The 23,434-nt window shown below is 64.6% G+C and carries 21 protein-coding genes; 11 read left to right on the forward strand and 10 right to left on the reverse strand.

Going from position 1 to position 23,434, the window contains the following annotated elements; all coding sequences use genetic code 11:
- The first annotated feature begins 25 nt into the window (after positions 1 to 25).
- The 3 genes from AWB75_RS03430 to AWB75_RS03440 all read left to right on the forward strand — a co-directional run bounded on the left by AWB75_RS03430 (position 26) and on the right by AWB75_RS03440 (position 4,923).
- The gene (locus AWB75_RS03430) at positions 26 to 1,405 is read left to right on the forward strand and encodes an undecaprenyl-phosphate glucose phosphotransferase (protein WP_061122659.1); all 1,380 of its coding nucleotides are present in this window, start codon (positions 26 to 28) and stop codon (positions 1,403 to 1,405) included.
- A 17-nt stretch (positions 1,406 to 1,422) separates the two neighbouring features.
- Positions 1,423 to 2,610: a polysaccharide biosynthesis/export family protein gene (locus AWB75_RS03435; RefSeq protein WP_235011949.1), complete on the forward strand. Its 1,188-nt coding sequence runs from the start codon at positions 1,423 to 1,425 to the stop codon at positions 2,608 to 2,610.
- 84 nt (positions 2,611 to 2,694) lie between these two features.
- On the forward strand, positions 2,695 to 4,923 hold the full coding sequence (locus tag AWB75_RS03440) for a polysaccharide biosynthesis tyrosine autokinase (RefSeq protein WP_061122660.1): 2,229 nt from the start codon (positions 2,695 to 2,697) through the stop codon (positions 4,921 to 4,923).
- 52 nt (positions 4,924 to 4,975) lie between these two features.
- Here AWB75_RS03440 and AWB75_RS03445 read toward each other — a convergent pair whose 3' ends face one another.
- Positions 4,976 to 5,302 (reverse strand): hypothetical protein, encoded by a 327-nt coding sequence (locus AWB75_RS03445; RefSeq protein WP_061122661.1) that lies wholly within the window; start codon positions 5,300 to 5,302, stop codon positions 4,976 to 4,978.
- An 81-nt stretch (positions 5,303 to 5,383) separates the two neighbouring features.
- Between AWB75_RS03445 and AWB75_RS03450 the strand changes: the two genes are divergently transcribed.
- Positions 5,384 to 5,848, forward strand: a complete 465-nt coding sequence (locus AWB75_RS03450; RefSeq protein WP_061122662.1) for a hypothetical protein — start codon at positions 5,384 to 5,386, stop codon at positions 5,846 to 5,848.
- Position 5,849: 1 nt separating this feature from the next.
- Here the strand turns inward: AWB75_RS03450 and AWB75_RS03455 are convergent, their stop codons facing one another.
- Complete coding sequence (locus AWB75_RS03455; RefSeq protein WP_061122663.1) at positions 5,850 to 7,271, reverse strand: hypothetical protein; 1,422 nt, start codon at positions 7,269 to 7,271, stop codon at positions 5,850 to 5,852.
- Between the two features lie 701 nt (positions 7,272 to 7,972).
- Between AWB75_RS03455 and AWB75_RS03460 the strand changes: the two genes are divergently transcribed.
- Positions 7,973 to 8,794 (forward strand): alpha/beta fold hydrolase, encoded by an 822-nt coding sequence (locus AWB75_RS03460; RefSeq protein WP_061122664.1) that lies wholly within the window; start codon positions 7,973 to 7,975, stop codon positions 8,792 to 8,794.
- 161 nt (positions 8,795 to 8,955) lie between these two features.
- A complete protein-coding gene (locus AWB75_RS03465) occupies positions 8,956 to 9,651 on the forward strand; it encodes a dienelactone hydrolase family protein (RefSeq protein ID WP_061122665.1) in 696 nt (231 codons plus the stop codon).
- A gap of 46 nt (positions 9,652 to 9,697) precedes the next feature.
- Here AWB75_RS03465 and AWB75_RS03470 read toward each other — a convergent pair whose 3' ends face one another.
- From AWB75_RS03470 to AWB75_RS03490, 5 genes are read right to left on the reverse strand one after another with little or no spacing between them, the layout of a single operon-like run.
- Positions 9,698 to 10,807 (reverse strand): MraY family glycosyltransferase, encoded by a 1,110-nt coding sequence (locus tag AWB75_RS03470; protein ID WP_061122756.1) that lies wholly within the window; start codon positions 10,805 to 10,807, stop codon positions 9,698 to 9,700.
- A 56-nt stretch (positions 10,808 to 10,863) separates the two neighbouring features.
- Positions 10,864 to 11,898: a UDP-glucose 4-epimerase GalE gene (galE, locus tag AWB75_RS03475; RefSeq protein WP_061122666.1), complete on the reverse strand. Its 1,035-nt coding sequence runs from the start codon at positions 11,896 to 11,898 to the stop codon at positions 10,864 to 10,866.
- Between the two features lie 33 nt (positions 11,899 to 11,931).
- Positions 11,932 to 13,071, reverse strand: coding sequence for a glycosyltransferase family 4 protein (locus tag AWB75_RS03480; protein WP_061122667.1), 1,140 nt, complete (start codon positions 13,069 to 13,071; stop codon positions 11,932 to 11,934).
- Positions 13,072 to 13,128: 57 nt separating this feature from the next.
- Positions 13,129 to 13,935: a glycosyltransferase gene (locus tag AWB75_RS03485; RefSeq protein WP_061122668.1), complete on the reverse strand. Its 807-nt coding sequence runs from the start codon at positions 13,933 to 13,935 to the stop codon at positions 13,129 to 13,131.
- On the reverse strand, positions 13,932 to 15,197 hold the full coding sequence (locus AWB75_RS03490; protein WP_061122669.1) for an oligosaccharide flippase family protein: 1,266 nt from the start codon (positions 15,195 to 15,197) through the stop codon (positions 13,932 to 13,934). Before AWB75_RS03490 ends, AWB75_RS03485 begins: the two co-directional genes overlap by 4 nt.
- A 468-nt stretch (positions 15,198 to 15,665) precedes the next feature.
- Here AWB75_RS03490 and AWB75_RS03495 point away from each other — a divergent pair, with 468 nt between their 5' ends.
- The 5 genes from AWB75_RS03495 to AWB75_RS03515 all read left to right on the forward strand — a co-directional run bounded on the left by AWB75_RS03495 (position 15,666) and on the right by AWB75_RS03515 (position 21,500).
- Positions 15,666 to 17,066, forward strand: coding sequence for a phosphomannomutase/phosphoglucomutase (locus AWB75_RS03495; RefSeq protein WP_061122670.1), 1,401 nt, complete (start codon positions 15,666 to 15,668; stop codon positions 17,064 to 17,066).
- A gap of 128 nt (positions 17,067 to 17,194) precedes the next feature.
- Complete coding sequence (waaC, locus tag AWB75_RS03500; RefSeq protein ID WP_061122671.1) at positions 17,195 to 18,190, forward strand: lipopolysaccharide heptosyltransferase I; 996 nt, start codon at positions 17,195 to 17,197, stop codon at positions 18,188 to 18,190.
- 59 nt (positions 18,191 to 18,249) lie between these two features.
- Positions 18,250 to 19,134 (forward strand): Kdo hydroxylase family protein, encoded by an 885-nt coding sequence (locus AWB75_RS03505; RefSeq protein WP_061122672.1) that lies wholly within the window; start codon positions 18,250 to 18,252, stop codon positions 19,132 to 19,134.
- Positions 19,135 to 19,166: 32 nt separating this feature from the next.
- Positions 19,167 to 20,498, forward strand: a complete 1,332-nt coding sequence (gene waaA, locus AWB75_RS03510) for a lipid IV(A) 3-deoxy-D-manno-octulosonic acid transferase (RefSeq protein WP_061122757.1) — start codon at positions 19,167 to 19,169, stop codon at positions 20,496 to 20,498.
- A gap of 195 nt (positions 20,499 to 20,693) precedes the next feature.
- Positions 20,694 to 21,500 carry an FkbM family methyltransferase gene (locus AWB75_RS03515; RefSeq protein ID WP_061122673.1) on the forward strand — a complete coding sequence of 269 codons (807 nt, stop codon included), beginning with the start codon at positions 20,694 to 20,696 and terminating at the stop codon, positions 21,498 to 21,500.
- A 17-nt stretch (positions 21,501 to 21,517) separates the two neighbouring features.
- Here the strand turns inward: AWB75_RS03515 and ureG are convergent, their stop codons facing one another.
- From ureG to ureE, 3 genes are read right to left on the reverse strand one after another with little or no spacing between them, the layout of a single operon-like run.
- The gene (ureG, locus tag AWB75_RS03520; protein ID WP_061122674.1) at positions 21,518 to 22,168 is read right to left on the reverse strand and encodes an urease accessory protein UreG; all 651 of its coding nucleotides are present in this window, start codon (positions 22,166 to 22,168) and stop codon (positions 21,518 to 21,520) included.
- Between the two features lie 8 nt (positions 22,169 to 22,176).
- Complete coding sequence (locus AWB75_RS03525) at positions 22,177 to 22,857, reverse strand: urease accessory protein UreF (protein ID WP_061122675.1); 681 nt, start codon at positions 22,855 to 22,857, stop codon at positions 22,177 to 22,179.
- Positions 22,844 to 23,431 (reverse strand): urease accessory protein UreE, encoded by a 588-nt coding sequence (gene ureE / locus AWB75_RS03530; protein ID WP_061122676.1) that lies wholly within the window; start codon positions 23,429 to 23,431, stop codon positions 22,844 to 22,846. Before ureE ends, AWB75_RS03525 begins: the two co-directional genes overlap by 14 nt.
- Positions 23,432 to 23,434 lie beyond the last annotated feature (3 nt).

The following is a 23,434-nucleotide window of genomic DNA, read 5'->3' on the forward strand; positions in this document are numbered from 1 at the left end:
GCTGATTGCGTTTCGGGGAGATGACATGCGCGATTTACAAGGGTTGCTGGCACGCCTGTTCGACGTCGTAATGATCGTCGGCGGCGCGGCGGTAGCGTCGCAAATCAGGTTCGAGTACATCGAGGCTCACACCTATTCGGTGGCGTTCGTCGCGTTCGCGGCGGCGTTCTCGCTCGCGCTCTTTCCCGGCTTCGGCGTCTATCAGTCGTGGCGTGGCCGCAGCAAGCTGCAGCTTGCCTGTCAGGTCTCGCTCGGCTGGCTCGTCGTGCAGGGCTGCGCGCTCGCGCTGATGTTCTCGCTGCATCGGCTCGACTATGTGTCGCGCCTCTGGTTCGCATATTGGACCGCGATGTCCGGCGGCCTCATGATCGCCGGCCGCCTGATCACGCATGCGATCCTCGCGCATATGCGCAACGCCGGCCTGAACCTGCAGCAGGTGGCGATCGTCGGCGGCGGCAGACATTGCGATTCGATCGTCCGCAAGATCGAACGCTCGCAGGACACCGGCTTTCGCATGACCGCGGCGTTCAACGCGGCTCCGGCCAAGGCGCGTCTGACCACGCGCGTGCCGGTCTACGACAACTACGATGCCTTCATCAGCTTCGTGCGCTCGCAGAACGTGCACGAAGTGTGGCTCGCGCTGCCCCTTTCCGAGGAGCGCACGATCCTGCGCTTCGTGAACGAATTCCGCGACGATCTCGTCAACGTGCGCTTCATTCCCGACGTGCGCAGCCTCGCACTCTTCGAAAGCGGCGTGACCGATCTGCTCGGCCAGCCCGCGATCGACCTGGTTGCGTCGCCGCTGTCGGCGTCGGCGCAGTTGCAGAAGGAACTCTTCGACCGGGCGTTCGCGCTCGGCGCGATCATCGCCGTTTCGCCGCTCCTGATCTGCATCGCGCTCGCCATCAAGCTGACCTCGCGCGGGCCGGTATTCTTCAGGCAACGCCGCAAGGGCGCGGACGGCCGCGTCTTCACCATCTACAAGTTCCGTTCGATGCGCATGCACACGGAACGAGCCGGAGTGCTCCAGCAGGCCACGCGCAACGATCCGCGCGTGACCCGTGTCGGAGCGTTCCTGCGCCGCACCAGCCTCGATGAGCTGCCGCAGTTCTTCAACGTTCTGCTAGGCGACATGTCGGTCGTGGGCCCGCGTCCACACGCGCTTGAACATGACGACCTTTATCAGAAGGTCGTATCGGGGTACATCCATCGTTACCGGATCAAGCCAGGCATCACCGGCTGGGCCCAGGTCAACGGTTTTCGTGGGGAAACTGATCGGATCGAAAAGATGGAAGGACGCGTCGCTCACGATTTGTACTATTTGGGTAATTGGTCGTTCGGACTCGATATGAGAATCATCGCCGCAACGATCTTCAAGGGACTACGCCACACCAACGCTTACTGATGCAGGGGACGACCATCATGCACAACCAACAACAACCGGGCACCACCTCACTGGCCGCCAACACCAACGTGTCGCGTATCTTCCGCCTCACGAGCCTGGCCGCGGCAGCTTCCATCTGTATCGTCATGACGGGCTGCGGGCTCGCGCCGGGCATGCACTTCGAGCAGCCGCCGCAACTCGTCGAGACATCGAACGATAAGGGCGATCCGGCCTCGACGGTGAACATTCCGATCACGCCGATCGACCTGACGCTCATCAAGAAGATGCGCGCGGCGATGCCCTCGGACGCGAACGATCCGAACGCGTCGCTCTACGGCAAGCCCACGCCGTACAAGCTCGGCATCGGCGACGTGCTGCAGATCACGGTCTGGGATCACCCCGAGCTCGTCGCCGCGCTGGGCCAGCCGGTGGCTCAGTCGCGCACTTCGGACGCCGCGCCTGGCTTCGTCGTCGATGCGGACGGCAACGTCCAGTTCCCGTACGTGAACAAGCCGCTGCATGTCGCCGGCAAGACCGAGACGCAAGTGCAGCGCGAGCTCTATTCGGAGCTGTCGAAGGTCTTCGTGAAGCCGCAGGTGACGGTGCGCGTCGCATCGTTCCGCGCGGCGCAGGTGTATATCGACGGCGACGTGCGCACACCGGGCGCGCAGCAGATCAACGACATTCCGATGACGCTCACCGAGGCGGTCGGCCGCGCGGGCGGTTTCGCGCTGACGGCGGACCAGAGCCGCGTCACGCTCATCCGCGACGGCGTCACGTATCACATCAACATGGCGGGCATGACCGCGAAGGGCCGCAGCCCGTCGGACATCATGCTGAAGCCGGGCGATGCGGTGCGCGTCGATTCGCGCGACGACAACGGCGTCTACGTGATGGGCGAAGTGACGCGTCCCGCCACCGTGATCCCGATGCGCAACGGCAAGATGACGCTGTCGGATGCGATCTCGCAGGGCGGCAGCTTCAACGCGGAAACGTCGGACCCGAAACAGGTCTACGTGATCCGCAACGGCCAGACGGACCAGCCGGAGGTGTATCACCTCGACGCGCGTTCGCCGGTGTCGATGCTGCTCGCGAACGGTTTCGAGCTGCAGCCGAAGGACGTCGTCTACGTGGACAACAACGGGCTCGTCCGCTTCTCGCGCGTCCTGAACCTGCTCCTGCCGGCGATCAACGCGGGTCTGACGGCCGCCGTGCTGACGAAGTAAGCGTCTGAAAGCGTCTGACCGGCGCGCGCGGGGGCGCGCCGGGTAATCATTGTTCGACTTAAAAAAAAGCAAGCGAGCGAGATCATGGCGATGAACTTCGATTCACGGTACGTGGACGTATCGACGGGCGACGAGTTGCGGCTGTCCGACTATCTGGCGGCGGTGATGCGCAACTGGAAGCTCGTGACCGCCGTCATGCTCGCCGTGGTCGCAATCGGGACCGTCTACGCCTTCCTCGCGACGCCGACGTACAAGGCGGACGCGGTGATCCAGGTGGAAGAGCACAGCAAGACCAACGCGAACGCGCCCGCCAGTGCGGGACAGCAGGGCGTCCCGCAGAATTCCGAAGTAAAGTCCGTCACCGCCGCGCAGATCGAGCTGCTGCGCTCGCGTCTCGTCATTGAAGATGCGGTGCGGCGTTTTCATCTCGACATCAGCGCGTCGCCGCGTTCGATGCCCGTCGTGGGCGGTCTGATCGGCCGCGCGTTCCCGATGCTCGGCAAGCCGGTTCCGCAGGGCTATCTGTCGCGCTTCGCGTGGGGCGGCGAGCAGATCGACGTGCCGCTCTTCGACACGCCGAAAGAGCTCTACGACAGAAAGTTCACGCTCGTCGCGGGCCAGAACGGCACCTATGCGCTGAACGATCCGGACGGCCTCGCGGTGCTCACCGGCCACGTCGGCAGGGAAGCGTCCGGCATGACGCCGCAAGGCGCGGTCACGCTCAAGGTCGACAAGCTCGACGGCAAGCCCGGCGTGCAGTTCGAACTGCAGCGCTTCTCGACGGTCACGACCATCGACCGTCTGCAAAAGCGCCTGACCGTGGCGGAGACCGCATTGCAGTCCGGCATCATCGGTGTGTCGCTGGAAGGTAGTAATCCGAATGAAATTGCGGCGATCGTCAATAACATCGCGCGCCGTTACGTGCAGCAGGACGCGGATAACCGCGCGTCCGATGCGGAGCACACGCTCTCTTTTCTGGAGCAGCAGTTGCCCGTCGCCAAGAAGCAACTCGACGACGCCGAGCAGCGCTATAGCGCGTTCCGCAACAGGCAGGGCGGCGTCGATCTGAACGAGGAAAGCCGCATGTTGCTGCAGCAGATCGTCGATAACAAGACGAAGCTCGCGGACCTGCAACAGCAGCGCACCGAACTGTCGCTGCGCTTCACGGCGAATCATCCGTCGGTGCAGGCGCTCGATGCGCAGATCGCATCGCTCACCAACGCCCAGACGCGCCTCGGCAAGAACGTGTCGACGCTGCCCGACACCGAGCAGACCGCGCTGCGCTACATGCGCGACGTGCGCGTCAACACCGAGCTCTACACGAACCTGCTCAGCAGCGTGCAGCAGATGCGCATCACGAAGGCGGGGCAGGGCAGCAACGTGCGCGTCGTGGACTTCGCGCAAGTCCCCGACGATCCCGTGCGTCCGAAGCGCATGCTCGTGATCCTGATTTCGGCGGGCATCGGCCTCGTGATCGGCGTCATTGTCGCGTTCATCCGCAAGTCGCTGTATGGCGGCGTCGAGCGTCCGGAAGATATCGAGCGGCAACTGGGCACGCGCGTCTTCGCGATCGTGCCGCGCAGCACGCAGCAGCTTCGCCTGCAACGCCAGGTCGGGATGCGCCGCGAAGGGCTGCATGTGCTTGCCGCGCAGGCGCCGGAAGACGCTGCGGTCGAAGGCATCCGCAGCCTGCGCACGTCGCTGCAGTTGCAGCTCACGGATGCGCGCAACAACGTCGTGATGCTGACGGGCTCGCGTCCGGAAGCGGGCAAGTCGTTCCTGTCGGCGAATCTCGCGACGCTCGTCGCCTCGACGAGAAAGCGCGTGCTGCTGATCGATGGCGACATGCGACGCGGCGACATCCACTCGCATTTCGGCGTGCGTCATTCGCCCGGTCTCTCCGACGTGCTGATGGGCGCCGACGTGATGGACGCGATCCTTCACGACGTGTTGCCGGGCGTCGATCTCATCACGAAAGGCTCGCTGCCTTCGCATCCTTCGGAATTGCTCGCGAGCGACCGCTTCGGCGAAGTGCTCGCGGAATTGAAGCGGCATTACGACCTCGTGGTCATCGATACGCCGCCGGTCCTCGCGGTCACCGACGCGACCGTGATCGGCAAGCACGCCGGCACCAGCCTGCTCGTCGTGCGGCACGGCAAGAACCAGGTGCAGGAGATCGGCGAAACGATGAAGCGCCTGCACAACGGCGGCGTGCAGATGAAAGGCGTGCTGCTCACCGACGTGCCGCAATCGAAGGTGTTGATGGGCAGCACGTACGCCGGCTATTACAGCTACGAGAGCATCGCGGAATAAGCACGGCATCGCGCGCCGGCACTGCGATGCCGGCGCTTTCTCCCTCACGTATTCAATACGGCGACTTGTAGATGTCGTGCGCGCGGGCCGGATTGGTCTTCGGCGTCTTGAAGCCCGGCGGCGGCGGATAGAGTATCGCGGCGGCGCTCTTCGGCGCCGTCATCGACTTGGTGTCGGCTCGTCCGCCCGGACGAAGCCGCGCGCTTCCCGCGGGATTCCCCACATATCCGTTTTGCTGTGCGAGCAGTTGCGCCGTCGGCGATCGGCTGCCGGACAACGCCAGTTCAGCCGACGCTGCATCGGCCAGATCGTCTGCATTCGCGGCCGACGATGCCGCGAGCAGCAGCGGCAGGAGCGCCTTGCATAGCGCATGTTTCATGGTTCCCTCCGATGTTTGCCCGCGCGGTGAAAGCGGGCGTCGTTATAATCGCCGTCCGACCTGTTCTTCTGCTTTCCGCCCGTGAAAAAGCTCATCGCTCTCGCAGTCGCTTCGATCGTCCTTACCGCATGCTCGTCCGTCGAGAAGGAGCAGCAGAAGGAACGCACGTTCCTGCTCTCGCAGGAGTCGCTCGATACGGCGCAACGCAATGCGACCATCGCGTGCCGCGACGCCGCGCAGTGCGATGCGGCCTGGAAGCTCACGAAGACCTACGTCGAGCAGAATTCGAAGGAACGCCTGACGCGCGCCGACGATGCCGCGATCGAAACGGACGTGCCTTCGGGCACCGGCAAGCCGGTGTTCTCCGCGACGCGCATCGCGAGCGGTAACGGCATGGGCGCGACGATCTCGCTCTTCGCGCAATGCAAGGGCATGTATGAAGACGAACGCGCGCGCGGCTCCGATTTCGACGACTGCGCGACGAAGATCATTTCCGTGCAGAACGGTTTCGCGCCGTATCTGCGGGCGCATTTGCCCGCGCAGTGAATCAGGCGTTGGGCGCGAGCGAGTCGCGCTCCGGCGGTTTCTGAGCAGGACCTTGCGCTGGCAACGTAGCCGCGGGCAGCAACTCGGTTAGCGGTTCGTCGTGCGCGCGCGGGTCCGGCGGCACGCCATAGTGCGGATAGGCGGGCTGCGGCTGTTTGCCCGCCGCGCCGGCTGCGCGAATCTGCATCGCGTTCGAGATGCGCGCATACGTTGCGACGGCTACGCCCAGCGCGACGCCGAACACGATCGCTGCAAAGCCGTTGCCGAGCGGATTGCCGCCGATCGACGTCGCGGGCAGCGCCGCGAGCATCAGCAGCGCGCGCCCGAGTTCGGGAAGATGGCGCGCATCGGGCGCGCTATGCCGCCACGCGCGATAAGCCATCGAGGCGCGCCATAGCGCCAACAGCACGGCGATCGGCAACGCAAGACCGAACAGCAGTCCGCCCGCGAAGAACTGATAAACCCAGAAGTCGTGGCCGGCGGTCCAGTTTTTGATCGCAGGGACATTGTCTTCGCCGGGCTCGCGCAGCGTCGAAGGCGAGTAACGATAGTCGTGGCCGTAGCCCATGCCGACGAGCGTCGATAGCGCCGACGACGTCGCCTGATCCACCTGAGCCTTCATCTCCGCGAGACGCGCGATGGCGGCGTCGTCCTGCGCGAGCGAGACCTCCGGCAACCAGCGCTCGGCAACGGCGGGGAAGAACGACGCCGACGCCGCCGCCATCGCGCCGAGCAGCGTCACGATCGTGACGGCGCGCAGGCTCGCGCCGAAGAAATGCCGGATCGACGGCGCGGCGAGCCACGTCGCATACACGAAGAGCAGCAAGGTGCCGACGAACAGACTGCGCGTGACGAACAGCCACTCGATGACGATGGTCGCGACGAACAGCGCGACGGTGAGCTTCGGAAAGTGCTTCGCGAAGACGAGTTCATGCAGCAGCAGCGCCTGCAGGCAGAGGAACGTGACAGGGACGCTGCCAGCGTCCGCGTAGCCGATGCCGTCGCCCATCGCCACGTCGAAGCCGACGCTCACGACGAGCGAGGCGATCATCGCTCCGGCCAGCGCGCGCTCGATCTGCGCGAGACGCTGCGAATCCCACGGACGGCAGCCGACGAAGTAGCCGAGCAGCATCAGCAGGAACGGCAAGATCACACGCGCGTAGTTGCCCGCGTCGTTGCCTTGCAGCGCGTGCGTGGCGGCGCTGCCGAAGACCGTGAGCAGCAGCAGCGAAGTGACGAGCGTGCGCATGCGCGAGCGGCGCGCGAAGCGCGGCGCGATCAGCAAGACCGCGCAGGCCGCGCCCATCGAGGTCACGGTGAGCAGAATCGGAATGATTTTGTCGACGGTTGCGACGCCCTTGATGTCGAAGGCGAGCGGAAGCAGAACGAGCCAGATCCAGACGACGGCGAACTTGTTGCGCATGACGCCCCCGGGCACCCCTTTTATTTGTGCGTCGAATATATCAGCGGCCCTGTTGTGCACGTGTGCGCCAAATAACGCTGCGCGGGGAGCGCTTCGATCGGATGTGCGGAGAGAGACGCGTGCGTGTGTTGCGCTGTCCGCAAAGGACGTGATTCTGGCGGATCGCCCCGCACTTGAGGACCGAAGATCGAATGGCCGGATGCTGCATGATCCGGCGAGACCAATCCACAGGTGCGATGTGCGTGCGCGTGCCGATACGAGGTGACCCGCGATTGCGGGACAGCAAGCCCACGAGGACGCGCGGCGTCAGCCGCGCGGGCCATACGTCAACGAGCGGCCCTCGCAGAAGGGAAACGGCATGGGCTTGTTCGGCGCGACACGCATGCCGGGAACCCGATCGATCGAACTAGCTCGATCATCCGGGGACTCGCGATCATCGCCGTGACGAGCCGTCGTCCGTCACCTGCTGCTTTGTGCTGTCTCTCATCCCTTGCCGTCCGGCGATTCAATGCTGGCGCGCGCGCCGTTTTTCGCGTATCAAATAAGCTCTTGCCGCAAGGCGCGCCTTTCATGCCCGGCGCGCGTCTCACCGTCACACAAGCGTTTCACACTTCGACTGCCGCTCTGACGCACGCTCGTTCGAGCGCGCTCGCCGGACGGGGCGTATTTCCCAACTGCTGGATAGCCAGGGATTTCAACGGATGAGCACGATCAAGACGAAGGATGGCACCGCGATTTACTACAAGGACTGGGGCAGCGGCAAGCCCGTGGTGTTCTCGCACGGCTGGCCGCTCGACGCCGATGCGTGGGACGCGCAGATGCTGTTTCTGTCGGCCAAGGGTTATCGCGTGATCGCGCACGACCGGCGCGGACACGGCCGCTCGGATCAGCCTTCGGAAGGCAACGACATGGACACCTATGCCGACGATCTCGCCGCGCTGCTCGACGCGTTGGACGTGACGGGCGCGACGCTCGTCGGCCATTCGACGGGCGGCGGCGAAGTCGCGCATTACATCGGCCGGCACGGGACGAAGCGCGTCGCGAAGGCGGTGCTGATCGGCGCGGTGCCGCCGCTCATGCTCAAGACCGAGGCGAATCCGGACGGCTTGCCGATCGACGTGTTCGATGGCATCCGCAAGGGTGTCGCCGCCGACCGCTCGCAGTTCTACAAGGATCTGACGACGCCGTTCTACGGCTATAACCGCGACGGCGCGAAGATTTCGCAGGGCGTGATCGACCTGTTCTGGCTGCAGGGCATGCGCGGCGGCATCAAGGGGCAATACGAGTGCATCAAGCAGTTTTCGGAAGTGGACTACACAGCCGACCTCGAGAAATTCGACGTGCCCACGCTCTTCCTTCACGGCGACGACGACCAGATCGTGCCGATCGGCGCGGCGGCGCAGAAGGCGGCGAAGATCGTGAAGAATGCGACGTTGAAGGTTTATCCGGGCGGGTCGCACGGGATGTGCACCGTGGAAGCGGATAAGGTGAATGCGGACTTGCTGGCGTTCATCGAGTCGTGAGACAGGAAAGCGGGAGCGAGAGGGACTCGCGAAGGCATGCCGGTGTTCTTGCCCGCCCCGCTATCCGGATGATCCGCGTTGAACATGAAATGCGAAGTCGATAGAGTCCTTGGGAGCGATGCGATACCGCGACCCTGTACTTCACCCACACAGGAGACCCCATGTCCGACATGCTCAGCATCTCCACGCCCGACGGCAATTTCGACGCCTACGTCGCCTATCCTGCGCAAACGCCCGCGCCTGCCGTGGTCGTCATTCAGGAGATCTTCGGCATCAACGCCGACATGCGCGAAACCTGCGACGAGTACGCGCGCCAGGGCTACGTCGCGCTGTGCCCCGACCTCTTCTGGCGGCAGGAGCCGAACGTCGTCCTGACCGACAAGACCGAAGCCGAATGGCAACAGGCGATGAAGTACTACAACGGGTTCGACGTCAACACGGGCGTCGAGGATATCGCGGCGACCATCGGCTTCGCACGCGGGCTGTCGCAAGTGCAGGGCAAGATCGGTTCCGTCGGGTTCTGTCTGGGCGGCTTGCTGTCGTTTCTGACCGCCGCGCGCACCGATGTCGATGCATCGGTTTCCTACTACGGCGGCGGCACCGACCAATACCTCGCCGAACTGCCGAAGATCACGGTGCCGCTCATGCTGCATCTCGCCGAAGCCGACGAGTTCATCAACGAGGAGGCGCGCAATCGCGTGCTCGCCGCAGTGCAGGGGCACGCGAATGTCGAGGCGTTCACCTATCCCGGCTGCCATCACGCGTTCGCGCGCAACCAGGGCGTGCATTACGATGCGGCGGCCGCGCGACTCGCCAACGGCCGCACCGCCGAGTTCTTCAGAAAGCACCTGAAGTAAGCGGCGCGGAAAGAAAAACGCCGCCCGGAAAGAGGGCGGCGTCGGCTTACTTCTTCGCTTGATGCGGCCGGCGAAACACCAGCCAGCGCGGCGACTTGAAGCGCACGATGCTCATGTAGAGCCACACGTACGTCGCCGCGAACACGACGACGAAACAGAACAGATGCAGCGTGTGCCGCCAGAAGAGCGTCGCGGGAATCACGGCGATGAGGCACAGCAGCCAAAGATAGGGCGACGTGAGCGAATTGCGCCTCGTCAGCTCATGTGCGTTCTTCGCGCCCACGGCCCAGCGCATCAGACGCTTGTAGACGAGCATGTGCAGATGCACGCCGTCCGGAATCCCGGGCGAGATGCCGCGAATGAATTTCTTCCGATAGATCGAGAAGCACGTCTCGAAGATCGGGTACATGAAGAGCAGCACCGGATACCACGCGGAGACATCGCGGTTGCGCATCACGAGCAGAATCGCCAGCTCGGCCAGCATGAAGCCGGCGAAGTACGCGCCGCCGTCGCCGAGAAAGATCAGCCCGGCGGGGAAATTCCAGATGAAGAAGCCCATCACCGCGCCCATCATGATGAGCGAGCCGGACAGCACGACCGGATCGTGAACCTGGAACGCCACATAGGCGAGCGAGGCGAACATCATGAACGTGACCATCGACGCGAGGCCGTTGAAGCCGTCGATGATATTCACCGCGTTCGCGAGCGCCGCGACGGCGAGCACCGTCACCGCGCACGATATGACCGCGTAGGACAGCAGGAAATCGAGCGGCGGCACGCTGATGCGCGTCACGGCGATGTTGAGGAATGCGTACGCGAGGCCCGCGGCCGCCATCGTGCAGATGAGGCGCGCGAGCGGCGAGACGCGCTTGGTCAGGTCTTCGACGAGCCCGGAGAGAAAAGCCGGCAAGCCGCACGCGATGATGCCGAGAATGCCGCCCGAGACGGCGGGATAGCCCCATCGCAATTGCACGGCGGAAGCGGTCAGCCCGCAGATGATGCCCACGCCGCCAATGCGCGGCACCGGACGCGCGTGAAACTTCTGCACGCCGGCGAGATCGGTGTCGCCGAGCACGCCTTCCTGCAAGTGTGCGAAGCGCACGATCAACAAGGTCACGAAGAGCGAGACCAGAAAAGCAAGCGCGAAACTAAGCATGAAATGGAACCGATGAAGAAAGCGGCGCCGCATCGAACGCGAGCGCCGCGACGTTGTTACGCGAACCCTTGCGGATTCTGCGACTGCCAGCGCCAGTGATCCGCGCACATGCGTTCGATGCCGTGCTCCGCGCGCCAGCCGATCAGTTCGGCGGCGGCAGCGGGGTCGGCGTAGCAGGCGGCGACATCGCCGGGGCGGCGCGGCACGAGCTCGTACGGCACGCGCTTGCCCGACGCGCTCTCGAACGCCTTCACGACATCCAGCACGCTGTAGCCTTGCCCCGTGCCGAGATTCACGACGAAACTGCGATCCAGCGTCTTCAGCGCGCCGATGGCCGCGATATGCCCGCGCGCCAGGTCCACGACGTGAATGTAATCGCGCACGCCGGTGCCGTCGTGCGTATCGTAATCGCTGCCGAACACGCGCAGGCGCTCCAGCTTGCCGACGGCCACCTGCGCGACATACGGCATCAGGTTGTTCGGAATGCCCGCCGGATCTTCGCCGATCAGCCCGCTTTCATGCGCGCCGACGGGATTGAAGTAACGCAGGGTCGCGATGCGCCATGACGGATCGGAGACTTCCAGATCGCGCAAAATCTGCTCGGCGATCAGCTTGCTCTGTCCATAAGGATTGGTCGCGGAAAGCGGGAACGATTCGTCGATCGGCACGCTCTTCGGCACGCCGTACACGGTCGCGGACGAGCTGAACACGAAGTTGCGCACGTTGCGCGCCTTCATCACCTCGAGCACGGCGAGCAGGCTGCCGATGTTGTTGCTGTAGTACTCGATCGGCTTCGCGACCGATTCGCCCACGGCTTTCAGCGCGGCGAAGTGAATCGCGCCGGTGATCGGGTGCGCGTCGAAGATGCGGTTGAGCGCGGCTTCATCGCGCGCGTCCGCTTCGTACAGCGCGACGCTTTTACCCGTGATGCGCTCCACGCGCTTCAGGGATTCCGCGCGGCTGTTGACGAGATTGTCGATGACGACGACGCCGTAGCCCGCATCGAGCAATTCGACACACGTATGCGAACCGATGAAGCCGGCTCCGCCCGTGACGAGAATCGTGCCCTTCATCGACTGGTTGTCATTCATCTTGTGCTCTCCGTATTGCTGAAATTGCTGAAATCAGAGTGAAATGCCGGTGATGGCATGTATTGTGCCCTTGTAGCGTTCGACGACATTTTTTTCGTCGAATTCGCGGGCGACCTTTTCGCGGCCGCGCTGCGCCATGGCTTCACGTTCGGCGGCGGAGAGGGTCAGCATGCGCTCGATCGCGTCCGTGAGGCTGTCGGCGCTCTTCACCTCGCACAGCAGACCGTTCACGCCATGCTCGACCACCTCGCGGCAGCCGGGCACATCGGTGGCGACGATCGGGCGGCCCATCGCCGAGGCTTCCATCAGCGTGCGCGGCACGCCTTCGCGATACGAGGGCAGCACGACACAATCCGCCGCGGCCACGAGCGGCCGCACGTCGTTCGCTTCGCCCAGATATTCGACGATATGCTCGGCCTCCCACCTCTCTACGTCGGTGCGGCTGATCGCGCTCGGATTGTCCACGCCGACCGGCCCGAGCAACTGGAAACGCGCGTGCGGAAACTTCGCGCGGATTCTGCGCGCGGCTTCGACATATTCCGCCACGCCCTTGTCCCACAGCAGACGCCCGATCAGGATGAACACGAAATCCTCGCGCGCGGGCAGCGGCGCCAGCGCGAATTCGTCGAGATCGACGCCTTCGCCATGCAGACGCCGCGCGCGATCCGGATGCGCGAGCAGCTTCTCATGCTTGAACGCGTGATGATCGTCCTTGTTAAGGAACCACACTTCGCGCGGAAAGCGGAACGCGAAACGGTACAGCAGCTTCGCGACCTGCGCCGTGCGGCTCTTCTGAATGAAGACGTAGCCCAGGCCCGTCGTCACTGCGATCGACGGCACGCGCGCGAGCATCGCGGCGAGCGAGCCGTAAATGTTCGGCTTGATCGTGTAGTGAAACACGATATGCGGGCGCGTCGCGCGATATTCGCGATAGAGCGCGCCGAGCGTCTTCAAATCCTGACGCGGGTCCGTGCCCTTCGAAGCCACCGGCAGTTCCACGCAGCGGCAGCCCATTTCGATGAGCGGCTCGAAGGTGCGATCGCGCGGCGCGATGATCGTCACCTGCGCGCCGAGCGCGGTGAGCATGCGCAGCACGCCGCGCCGGTAGGTGTAGATCGCCCACGCCGTGTTGCACACGAGGGCGATGCGAAGATTCGACCGTTGTTTCGTCATTCGGAAATCATGGTTCACCGCGCGCCCGATGACACGCCAGGCTAAACAAAAAAAGTGTCATGCCGACGACGCAGGCTTCAGCAGCCGCGCTTTCAGGCCACGCAACGCGCGATACGGCAGCAGCAGATGCGCGACGCTCTTCACGACGCCCGCCCAGTCGAGCGGATTCGTCACCCGCAGGTAGCGAAGCTGCAATCGCAGCGTCGACATCACCTGCGCGCGCCGCTTCGTCGCGCTGATGCCGCTTTCGTTCAGCTCGTAGAAGAGGCCGAACTCGGGCAGATTCGCGCCGTCGTGACGCTGCATGAGGCGCAGCAGAAGATCGAGATCTTCCGCCGCGCGATACTGCGCGCGATAGTTGCCCGCTTCGATCACGGCGTCGACACGCAGCATCAGCGACGGATGCGTGAAGCACGTGCGCGCGAGCATCGTGCGGCGGATCGCGGCGGGCTCGGTCGGCGGCGTCAGATCGAAGAGCGGCGCGCCTTCGGTCGATACCACGTGCGTCCACATGCCCAGCGCCGCGACGCGCGGATGCGCTTCCATATACGCGCGCTGCTTCGCGAACCGGCCAGGCGTTGCGAGATCGCCCGCGTCGATGCGCGCCGCGTAACGTATGCCACGCGCGGCGAGCGCCGTCATGCCCGCTTCGAGCGCGCGCTCGATGCCGCCGTTTTTCGGCATCCGCAGAATGTCGATGTTCATGCCGCCGATCGCGGGCGCGACGATCGGCGGTGCGCTGCCGTCATCGACGATCAGCACGTGGACCATGCTCGTTTCCCTGAGCGACGCGAGCGTGCGCTCGACATCGGCCTGGCCGTTGAACGCGGGCATCAACACCGCAACGTCGGATAGATCGTTCATGCGCGCAGCCGGTATCGAATGTAGTAGAAGTTCACCGCCGCCGCCGCGAGATAACCGGCCGCCAGCCCGATCAGCGCGCCGTAGCCTTCCATGCGCGGAATCGCGATCCCGTTCACGACGAACGCGACCGCGAGGGCAAAGAGCCATTTCGCCAGCAGCACGTATTTCGCCTGATATTTCAGCACGACGAGATTGCCGATCGCCTCGATGCCCGCCGGCACGGAAAGCCACACGGCCCAGCGGAAAATATCGGCGGCGCCCACGTAATTCGGGCCGAACACGCGCGCGATGATGAAGCCCGCGAGCGCGTCGAGAACGGCCGCGCCCGCGATCATCAGCACGGCGGTCATCGCGAAAAGGCGCACGAGGTTGCGTTTGAGCCGTGCGGCGTCCTGCACGCGATAGACGAACGCCGGCGCGATGGTCTGCGACAGCATCAGCGCGAGCGTGATCCAGTTTTCGTTGAGCTGCTGTGCGGCGGAATACAGCCCGAGCTCCGCGAACGACACGCGATGCGCGAGCATCAGCCGGTCGAGCTTCAGAAACAGATACATGCAGATGAGCCCGAGCCAGAACACGGTGCCCGCGCTCGCGAAATGTCTGAAGAGCGCGCGATCGAAACGCCAGTCGAGCTTGCCGCCATGCCGGCGCATGTAATACACGACGAGCGCGCCGCCGATCGCCGCGGCTTCGAGCGCCCAGAGCCAGCCGAAGCTTTGCGGCGCCGCCGCCAGGCGCACGAGCGCGAAGACGAGCATCGCCTTGACGATCGCGGCCATCATGCTCGCGATGAGCTGCGGCTTGCTGTACGTCATGCTCTGCAGCCAGCAATTCACCACGCCGATGAGCGGATCGCGAAACAGCAACGTGACGACGAGGCCGGTGAGCATCAGGCCGACCATCGGATCAGGGCCGCCGGCCGCGATCCAGCTCCACGTCAGTGCGAGCGCGATGACCGACATGCCGATGCGCAGCACGAACGCGCTGCCGAGCACCGCGCCGGTGTCGGCGGGGGTGCGGCGGTTGACGATCGTCGGCACGAGAATCTCCGCGCCGCACATCCAGGTGAGCGGCGCGATCACGAGCAGCAGCGTGTTCGCGTATTGCCACTTGCCGAAATCGTCGGGGCCGAAGTAGCGCGCGAGCAATCCCGAAATGACGATGGCGACCGCGATCTGCGTCAGCCGCTCCAGGCCGAGCCATACGATGTTGGCGAGCGCCCGCGCGACGTCCGGATTGCCGGAGCGCGTCAGCGCCTTCATTCGGCCGATCCTGTCAAGGTGCCGGGCACGCCGCGTGCTTCCCGAGCCTGATCGACTGTTGAAAGGCGCGCGTCATCGGTGAAGTTTTGTGTGTTTGCGCGCGGACGCGCCTCATCCGAAGGCATCGAGGCGAAAGGGCGTTTAAGCATTGGATTAGAATGAACGCGCAGGCTTGAACCGGGTTTCGATCCCGGCGCGCGCGACCGCGAAAAGCAACGAAAGACAGCGATTATAAGTGCGATCCGACGCCCGCCCGCTGCCGCGGTTCCGCTTCATTTTGCTTCGACTTGCTTCGAATTGTTTCTTTCGTATTGATTTGACACACGCATAGGCAAAATTCGATACGTCATCTGGCAGCCGTTCGCGCGCTTACCCGCAGCAAGACCGGCGCGCCGACAGTCACGACCTGCATGCCTCATGGCTGCATCGCCGGAAAACATCAATTAATACAGAAGAGGTAGCCATCTCATGAGCCAAATATCCCAATCCATCTTCAAGGCATACGACATTCGCGGCATCGTCGGCAAGACGGTCGACCGTGATGTCGCGAAAAGCATCGGGCAGGCATTCGGCAGCGAAATCAGGAAGCAGGGCGGCGATTCGGTCGTGGTCGCGCGCGACGGCCGTCTCTCCGGCCCCGAGCTCGTCGGCGCGCTGGCGGACGGCTTGCGCTCGGCGGGCGTCGATGTCGTCGATATCGGCATGGTGCCGACACCCGTCGGCTACTTCGCGGCGAGCGTGCCGCTGCCCTTGCCGTCGGGCGAGCGCCGCGTGGACTCTTGCATCGTCGTGACGGGCAGCCACAATCCGCCCGACTACAACGGCTTCAAGATGGTGCTGCGCGGCGCCGCGATCTACGGCGAGCAGATCCAGGGCCTGTACAAGCGCATCGTCGACAACGATCTCACGCAGGGCGAGGGCAGCTACACCGAGTTCGACGTGTCGCAGATGTATCTGGATCGCATCGTGTCCGACGTGAAGCCGGTGCGCGGCATGAAGATCGTCATCGATACGGGCAACGGCGTGGCCGGCGGACTCGCACCGAAGCTGTTCAAGGCGCTCGGCTGCGAGCTGGTCGAGCTGTTCACGGACATCGACGGCAACTTCCCGAACCATCATCCGGACCCGGCGCATCCTGAAAACCTGCAGGACGTGATCCGCGCGCTCAAGGAAACCGACGCCGAAATCGGCTTCGCGTTCGATGGCGACGGCGATCGCCTGGGCGTCGTCACGAAAGACGGCGAGGTCATCTATCCGGACCGTCAGTTGATGCTGTTCGCGCAGGAAGTCCTGTCGCGCAACAAGGGCGGCCAGATCATTTACGACGTGAAGTGCACGCGCAATCTCGCGAAGTGGGTGCGCGAGCAGGGCGGCGAGCCGGTGATGTGGAAGACGGGCCACTCGCTCGTGAAGGCGAAGCTGCGGGAAACCGGCGCGCCGCTCGCGGGCGAAATGAGCGGCCACGTGTTCTTCAAGGACCGCTGGTACGGTTTCGACGACGGTCTCTACACCGGCGCGCGCATGCTCGAAATCCTGTCGCGCGTGGCCGATCCGAGCAAGCTGCTCAACGATCTGCCGAATTCGCTGTCGACGCCCGAACTGCAACTGAAGCTGGAAGAGGGCGAGAACTTCGAGCTGATCGCGCGTCTGCAGAAATCGGCGAAGTTCACCGGCGCGGACGACGTGCTGACCATCGACGGTTTGCGCGTGGAATATCCGGATGGGTTCGGGCTTGCGCGCTCGTCGAACACGACGCCGGTCGTCGTGATGCGCTTCGAAGCGGACAACGACGCGGCGCTGAAGCGGATTCAGGAGGATTTTCGCCGGGTGATCCTGGCGGAGAAGCCGGACGCGAAGCTGCCGTTCTGAGCGGGTTCGGCGGTTGATGACAAAGCGGCACGGTTTTTCACCGTGCCGCTTTTTCGCACGCGCCGCGCTAAAATCCCCGTTTTCCCGCTCACACCGCCGCGCGTCCGTCCGCGCCTCCCCATCCCAGCGTGCAAAAGATCCTGATCGTCCGCGTGTCGTCGCTTGGCGACGTCGTTCACAACATGCCGGCCATCGCCGACATCCGCCGCCGCTATCCGGATGTGCAAATCGACTGGCTCGTCGAGGAAAGCTTCGCGAGTCTCGTCGAACTGGTTCACGGCGTTCATCGCGCGATCCCGTTCTCGCTCAGACGCTGGCGCAAGGGGTTCGCATCGCCCGCGAACTGGCGCGAGATCGGCAAGTTCAAGCGCGAACTCGCCGCCGAGAAATACGATCTCGTGATCGACTGCCAGGGGCTCATCAAGACCGCGTGGGTCGCGAGCTGGGCGCGCGGGCCGCTGGCCGGCCTCGGCAACCGCACGGACGGCGCGGGTTACGAATGGCCCGTGCGCTTCTTCTACGACCGGCGCGTGCCGATCGAGCCGCGTACGCACGTCGTCGAGCGCACGCGGCAGCTCGTCGCGGCCGCGCTTGATTTGCCGAAGCCGCAGATGACCGACGACATCGACTTCGGCATCGACACGCGCCGCGCGGCGCTCGCCGTCTCCGAACTCGGGCTGAACCTGCCGGTGCCGTACGTCGTGTTCGTGCACGCCACCTCGCGCGCCGACAAGCAATGGCCCGAAGCCGCGTGGATCGAACTCGGACAGGCGCTCGTGACGCGCGGCGCGTCGATCGTGCTGCCGTGGGGCAGCGACGCCGAACGCGCGACGAGCGAAAAGCTCGCGAAGGAATTCGGCGCTGCCGCAATCGTGCCGCCGAAGCTCTCGCTGCCGGCGGTGGTCGGCCTGATCGACGGCGCGGCCGCGACCGTCGGCGTCGATACCGGCCTCGTGCACATTGCCGCGGCGCTGAAGCGCCCGACCATCGAGTTGTACAATTTCTCGACCGCATGGCGCACCGGCGGCTACTGGTCGCCGCAAGTCGTCAATCTGGGCGACGCCAGCCGGCACCCCACTTTGTCTGAAGTCAAGACCGCGCTCGCGGGCTTCGGCCTGCTGTAGCGCGCCCGTGATAGCGTGCCCGACGCGCGTCATGCGCGGTAACTCAAGGTCGTAGACACATGACGGAATCTCAAATCATCGAAGTCGCATCGGGCGATTGGCAGGGCAAGAATCTGTCCGTGCCGCGTGAGGCGTTGCTTGCCGGCGTCGAAAACGGCAAGGTGCTGTACTTTCCCAATCTGCGTTTTCCGATCGAAGGCGGCGAGATCGCGCTGCTCGATCCGAAGATCGCGGACCCGAAACGCAAGAACATCAGCCTCGCGCCCAATGGCGGCGTGCTCGCCGGCGTGCTCGGCGACGACGTGATGCAGTCGGCGGTGCGCTCGCTCATCAAGCGATATCAGGATCATGCGCGCTCGCTCGTCGACGGGCTTTTCCCTGAGTACGACGGCAACCTGCGCGTCGCGCCTACCAGCTTGCGGCTGCATCAGGTCGAAACGCGCGAGACGTCGTGGCGCAGGGACGACAGCCGCCTGCACGTGGATGCCTTCCCGTCGCGCCCGAACTACGGCGAGCGCATCCTGCGCGTGTTCACGAACATCAATCCGCAAGGCGCGCCGCGCGTGTGGCGCGTCGGCGAACCGTTCGAAGACATGGCGAAGCGCTTCCTGCCCGGCATCAAGGCGCAGACGCCCGGCTCGGCGTGGCTCATGAATCTGTTGCACATCACGAAGTCGAAGCGTTCGGCGTACGACCATCTGATGCTGCATCTGCATGACGCGATGAAGGCCGATCTCGCCTATCAGAAGACTTCGCCGCAGGAAACGATGCCGTTCCCGCCCGGCTCGGTGTGGGTCTGCTTCTCCGATCAGGCGTCGCACGCGGTGATGTCCGGCCAGTTCATGATGGAGCAGACGTTCTTTTTGCCCGTCAAGGCGATGGCGCGTCCCGAATGCGCGCCGCTCGGCATTCTCGAGCGCCTGAAGGGCAGGGCGCTCGTTTGAGCGGCGCGGCTTCCCCGAGCGCATCGGCCGCGATGCTGAGGCTCGTCTACCGGGCGCTCTGGTGGATCGTCGCGCCGCTCGCGGTGCTGCGGCTCCTCATCCGTTCGCGCAGGGAGCGCGGCTACCGCGAGCATATCGGCGAGCGTTTCGGGCGCGTGCCGCCGCATCGCGGCAGAAGCGCCGACGACCTCGCGCCGCTCATCTGGGTGCATGCGGTGTCGGTCGGTGAGACGCGCGCCGCGCAGCCGCTCATCGACGCCTTGCTGAAGGCGCATCCCGAAGCCCGCATCCTGCTCACGCACATGACGCCGAGCGGCCGCGCGACCGGCGTCGAGCTGTTCGGCGATCGCGTGCTGCGCAGCTATCTTCCCTACGATCTGCCCGTTCTCGTGCGGCGGTTTTTGCGCGCGTGGCGTCCGTCGCTCGGCATCGTGATGGAGACCGAAGTCTGGCCGACGCTCATCGACGAATGCAAACGCGCCGACGTGCCGCTCGTGCTGACGAACGCGCGCATGTCGGAACGCTCGTACCGGCGCGCGGCGAAGTTCGGGCGCGCGGCGCGCGAAGTGTTCGGCGGTTTTTCGCGCGTGCTCGCGCAGACGCCGTCCGACGCCGAGCGGCTGACCGCGCTCGGCGCGCGCAACGTCGCGGTGCTCGGCAATCTGAAGTTCGACATGACTGCGCCGCCCGAACTCGTCGCGCGCGGCCAGGCGTGGCGCACGGCGATCGGCGAGCGGCCCGTGTGGGTAGCGGCGAGCACGCGCGAAGGCGAGGAGACGCTGGTCTTGCGCGCGTTCGCGGCGCTGAACGTGCCCGATGCGTTGCTGATACTGGTGCCGCGTCATCCACAGCGTTTCGATGAAGTCTCCGCGTTGATCGCGAGCCTCGGGCTCACGAGCGCGCGCCGCTCGGTATGGGCGCCGAAGCCTGTCGCGGCGGGTTCGGGCGCGGACGTGCCGGAGCCGTTACCGGCGAACGTGCAGGTGTTGCTCGGCGATTCGATGGGCGAACTCGGCGCGTATTACGCGGCGGCGGATCTCGCGTTCATCGGCGGAAGTCTGCTGCCGCTCGGCGGGCAGAATCTGATCGAAGCGTGCGCGGCGGGCGTGCCGGTGCTGATCGGGCCGCACACGTTCAACTTCACGCAGGCGACCAACGACGCCATCGCGGCCGGCGCCGCGCTGCGCGTGCAGGACCCGCAGGCTCTCGCGCGCGGGCTGCGTGAAATCTTCGACGACAAAGCCAGACGCCTCGCGATGAGCGCGGCGGCCTCGGCATTCGCGGCGCGTCATCGCGGCGCGACGGAAAGAACGGTGAGCGTGCTGGGCGCGCTGCTCGAAGCGGAAAGCGACGCGGCGAAGTGAAGTCTGCGGCTTGCCGGGCGCGTCCATTTCGTCTGATAAAAGCTCGTTCTCCGAACGTTGCCACCCTATATGTCGAACGTTAACGAGGGTTGAACGTGTCGGACGTAAGAGGGATACTGATCGCCCCGAGCCGACCGCGCGGACAAGCGGCCGGATGCCTGCGAATGCGTTTTCAGTTTGACATTGAGGACCCGCATGCAAGATCTCATCAAGCACCTCGTCAAAGATGTAATGCCGCCCCGGCTTTTCCGCCTGCTGAAGCCATCCAACGAACCGACCGATGCGTGGGGCAGCGCCCGATGGGGCTTGCACGGCAGTCTTGTGCTGCCGGGCAACCGGCGCTTCGAATACCGGCCCTGCGTCGCGGATCGCGGCGTCTGCAAGCAGATCTTCTTTCTCCGCTCCTACGCCACCGATACGCTTTGGCGCGCGAAGGAAATCGCGGCGTTCTACGAGGCTTGCGAAAATCCGTTGATCATTGATGCGGGCGCCAATATCGGCGCGTCCGCCGTGTGGTATGCGCTGACCTATCCGAAGGCGAAGGTCGTCGCCATCGAGCCTGACATATCGAACTTCGCGCTGCTCAAACGCAACGCTGCGTCGTTCCCGCAGATCACGCCGCTGAACGCTGCGATCGCGGCGAAGCACGGCACGCTCTATCTCAACGATCCCGGCGGCGGCGAGTGGGCGTTCCGGACGGCCGAGCAGCCTGTCGACCAAGGTTATGCCGTCGACGCGCTCACGCTCGAAGACGTGATCCCGCCCGGCGTGACGCCATTCATCCTGAAGATCGATATCGAAGGCGCGGAGTCGGACCTGTTCTCGCGGCATAGCGAAGTGCTGAACACGTTTCCGCTCGTCGTGATCGAGCTGCACGACTGGATGCTGCCCGGCGAATCCAATAGCCGCAACTTCCTGCAATGGCACGTCGAGATGAAGCGCGACTTCGTGCAGATGGGCGAGAACGCGATCTCCATATCGAACTCGATCGCGCTGTCGTAGCGGTTCTACGTTGCGTCTCAGGCGAGCAGCAGCCCTTTCTTCTCGATGAAGCCGATGACTTCATCGAGGCCATCGAGCGCCTTCAGATTGCACATTACGAACGGCCGCTCGCCGCGCATCTTTTTTGCGTCGCTTGCCATGATGTCGAGATTCGCGCCCACATGCGGCGCGAGATCCGTCTTGTTGATGACGAGCAGATCCGACTTCGTGATGCCCGGCCCGCCCTTGCGCGGAATCTTCTCGCCGCCCGCGACATCTATCACATAGATGGTCAGATCGGACAACTCGGGACTGAACGTCGCCGCGAGGTTATCGCCGCCGGATTCGATGAACACGATATCGACATCCGGAAACTTCGACACCATGCGATCGACGGCTTCGAGATTGATCGATGCGTCTTCGCGAATCGCCGTATGCGGACAGCCGCCCGTTTCGACGCCCATGATGCGCTCGGCCGGCAGCGCGCCCGCCACCGTCAGCAGGCGCTGATCTTCCTTCGTGTAGATATCGTTGGTGATGGCGACGAGATCGTATTGATCGCGCATCGCCTTGCAGAGCATTTCGAGCAGCGTGGTCTTACCGGAGCCGACCGGCCCGCCGACGCCCACACGCAACGGGGGCAGTTTCTTGGTTCGGCGGGCGGCGGCGGAATAGGCGGGAACGTTCATCGTGCGAGTCAGGAGCGAAAGAGTCGTGAATATTGCGATTCGTGCCGCGCCGACAGAATGCCGAGCTGCGGCGCGAACGTGTTGATGGCGTCGGGCGATGTATCGAGCGCGCGGCGCACGGCGGCATCGATCGGCCCGCGTAACGTGACGATGATGCGCTGCCCCGCGAGCTGTCCGAGCGGCACGGCCTTCAGCGCGGCGGCCGCCTGATTCTCGACCCAACTGAATGCGTAGGCCGCGAGCGCCGCGTCCGGCGCCGCATCGTGCGCGAACGCGGCGAACGCGAAGGCGGTCGGCTGCGCGATGGGCCTGATCGTGGCGAGCGTCGCGCGGCGGGCGGCGTCGCCCCATTCGAGCGATGCGCAAAGCTGCGCGAGCGACCAGCCCATCTGCTCGGTTTCGCGTCGCAGTTCCGCCGATTCGCGGCTCGCGATGTATTCGTCGTTTGCGGCTGTCAACGCGGCTTCGTCGCAGGCATGCCAGCGTCGCATCTGGTGCGCGATGAACGGCAATTCGCCGCGCGCGAGCACATTCGTCAAACCGTTCGCGATCCAGTCGCGCGCGCTGTCGCCGTCGTGGATCAGGCCGTGCTCGATCGCCGCTTCGAGCCCCTGCGAATAACTGAACGCGCCGATCGGCAGCGCCGGCGACGCGAGATGCAGAAGCGCCGTCAGCTCAGCGATGCGCATGGCCGTGGTGGTGGTGATCGTGGCCGCACTGCGAATGATCGTGGTCATGCGCGTGATCGTGCCCGTGATGCTCGTCGAAGACCTTTTGCGCGAGCGCATGGTCTTCGCTGAAGGTTTCGTCGTGGCCGTGCTTGTGACCGCCGCCATACGCGCCTGTTTCGGGCTGGAACGGCTGCGATTCATGCGCGACGACCACGCCTAGACGCTTCAGCATGCCTTCGAGCACGGGATCGGCTTCGAGCTTCAGATAGTCCGCGCCGACTTCGACGGGCGTATGGCGATTGCCGAGATGATAGGCGGCGCGCGTGAGCAGACGCACGCTCGGCGCGCGCACGACGAGCACGTCTTCGGCCGCCGCCATGACGCGCACGAAACCGCCATCATCCGCGACGAGCATGTCCCCGTCAGCGAGCACGGTGCCGCGCGGCATCACGAGCGCCACTTCCTCGCCGTTGTCGAGCGTGGCGGCGAGCCGGCTCTTGCTGCGCGCATCGAAGGGCAGAGTCAGGGTGGGCGCGCGCTTGACGAGCACGGGCGCGAGCTTTGCGGTCAGACGTTTGTCGATGGTACGCATGAG

It is taken from the genome of Caballeronia catudaia (assembly GCF_001544755.2).
Classification (GTDB): domain Bacteria; phylum Pseudomonadota; class Gammaproteobacteria; order Burkholderiales; family Burkholderiaceae; genus Caballeronia; species Caballeronia catudaia.

Excerpts from the sequence above, each read along its gene's own strand:
- AWB75_RS03430 (WP_061122659.1), top strand. The coding sequence starts at position 26 with ATGCGCGATTTACAAGGGTTGCTGGCACGCCTGTTCGACGTCGTAATG.
- AWB75_RS03435 (WP_235011949.1), top strand. The coding sequence starts at position 1,423 with ATGCACAACCAACAACAACCGGGCACCACCTCACTGGCCGCCAACACC.
- AWB75_RS03440 (WP_061122660.1), top strand. The coding sequence starts at position 2,695 with ATGGCGATGAACTTCGATTCACGGTACGTGGACGTATCGACGGGCGAC.
- AWB75_RS03445 (WP_061122661.1), bottom strand. The coding sequence starts at position 5,302 with ATGAAACATGCGCTATGCAAGGCGCTCCTGCCGCTGCTGCTCGCGGCA.
- AWB75_RS03455 (WP_061122663.1), bottom strand. The coding sequence starts at position 7,271 with ATGCGCAACAAGTTCGCCGTCGTCTGGATCTGGCTCGTTCTGCTTCCG.
- AWB75_RS03460 (WP_061122664.1), top strand. The coding sequence starts at position 7,973 with ATGAGCACGATCAAGACGAAGGATGGCACCGCGATTTACTACAAGGAC.
- AWB75_RS03465 (WP_061122665.1), top strand. The coding sequence starts at position 8,956 with ATGTCCGACATGCTCAGCATCTCCACGCCCGACGGCAATTTCGACGCC.
- AWB75_RS03470 (WP_061122756.1), bottom strand. The coding sequence starts at position 10,807 with ATGCTTAGTTTCGCGCTTGCTTTTCTGGTCTCGCTCTTCGTGACCTTG.
- galE (WP_061122666.1), bottom strand. The coding sequence starts at position 11,898 with ATGAATGACAACCAGTCGATGAAGGGCACGATTCTCGTCACGGGCGGA.
- AWB75_RS03480 (WP_061122667.1), bottom strand. The coding sequence starts at position 13,071 with ATGACGAAACAACGGTCGAATCTTCGCATCGCCCTCGTGTGCAACACG.
- AWB75_RS03485 (WP_061122668.1), bottom strand. The coding sequence starts at position 13,935 with ATGAACGATCTATCCGACGTTGCGGTGTTGATGCCCGCGTTCAACGGC.
- AWB75_RS03490 (WP_061122669.1), bottom strand. The coding sequence starts at position 15,197 with ATGAAGGCGCTGACGCGCTCCGGCAATCCGGACGTCGCGCGGGCGCTC.
- AWB75_RS03495 (WP_061122670.1), top strand. The coding sequence starts at position 15,666 with ATGAGCCAAATATCCCAATCCATCTTCAAGGCATACGACATTCGCGGC.
- AWB75_RS03505 (WP_061122672.1), top strand. The coding sequence starts at position 18,250 with ATGACGGAATCTCAAATCATCGAAGTCGCATCGGGCGATTGGCAGGGC.
- waaA (WP_061122757.1), top strand. The coding sequence starts at position 19,167 with ATGCTGAGGCTCGTCTACCGGGCGCTCTGGTGGATCGTCGCGCCGCTC.
- AWB75_RS03515 (WP_061122673.1), top strand. The coding sequence starts at position 20,694 with ATGCAAGATCTCATCAAGCACCTCGTCAAAGATGTAATGCCGCCCCGG.
- ureG (WP_061122674.1), bottom strand. The coding sequence starts at position 22,168 with ATGAACGTTCCCGCCTATTCCGCCGCCGCCCGCCGAACCAAGAAACTG.
- AWB75_RS03525 (WP_061122675.1), bottom strand. The coding sequence starts at position 22,857 with ATGCGCATCGCTGAGCTGACGGCGCTTCTGCATCTCGCGTCGCCGGCG.
- ureE (WP_061122676.1), bottom strand. The coding sequence starts at position 23,431 with ATGCGTACCATCGACAAACGTCTGACCGCAAAGCTCGCGCCCGTGCTC.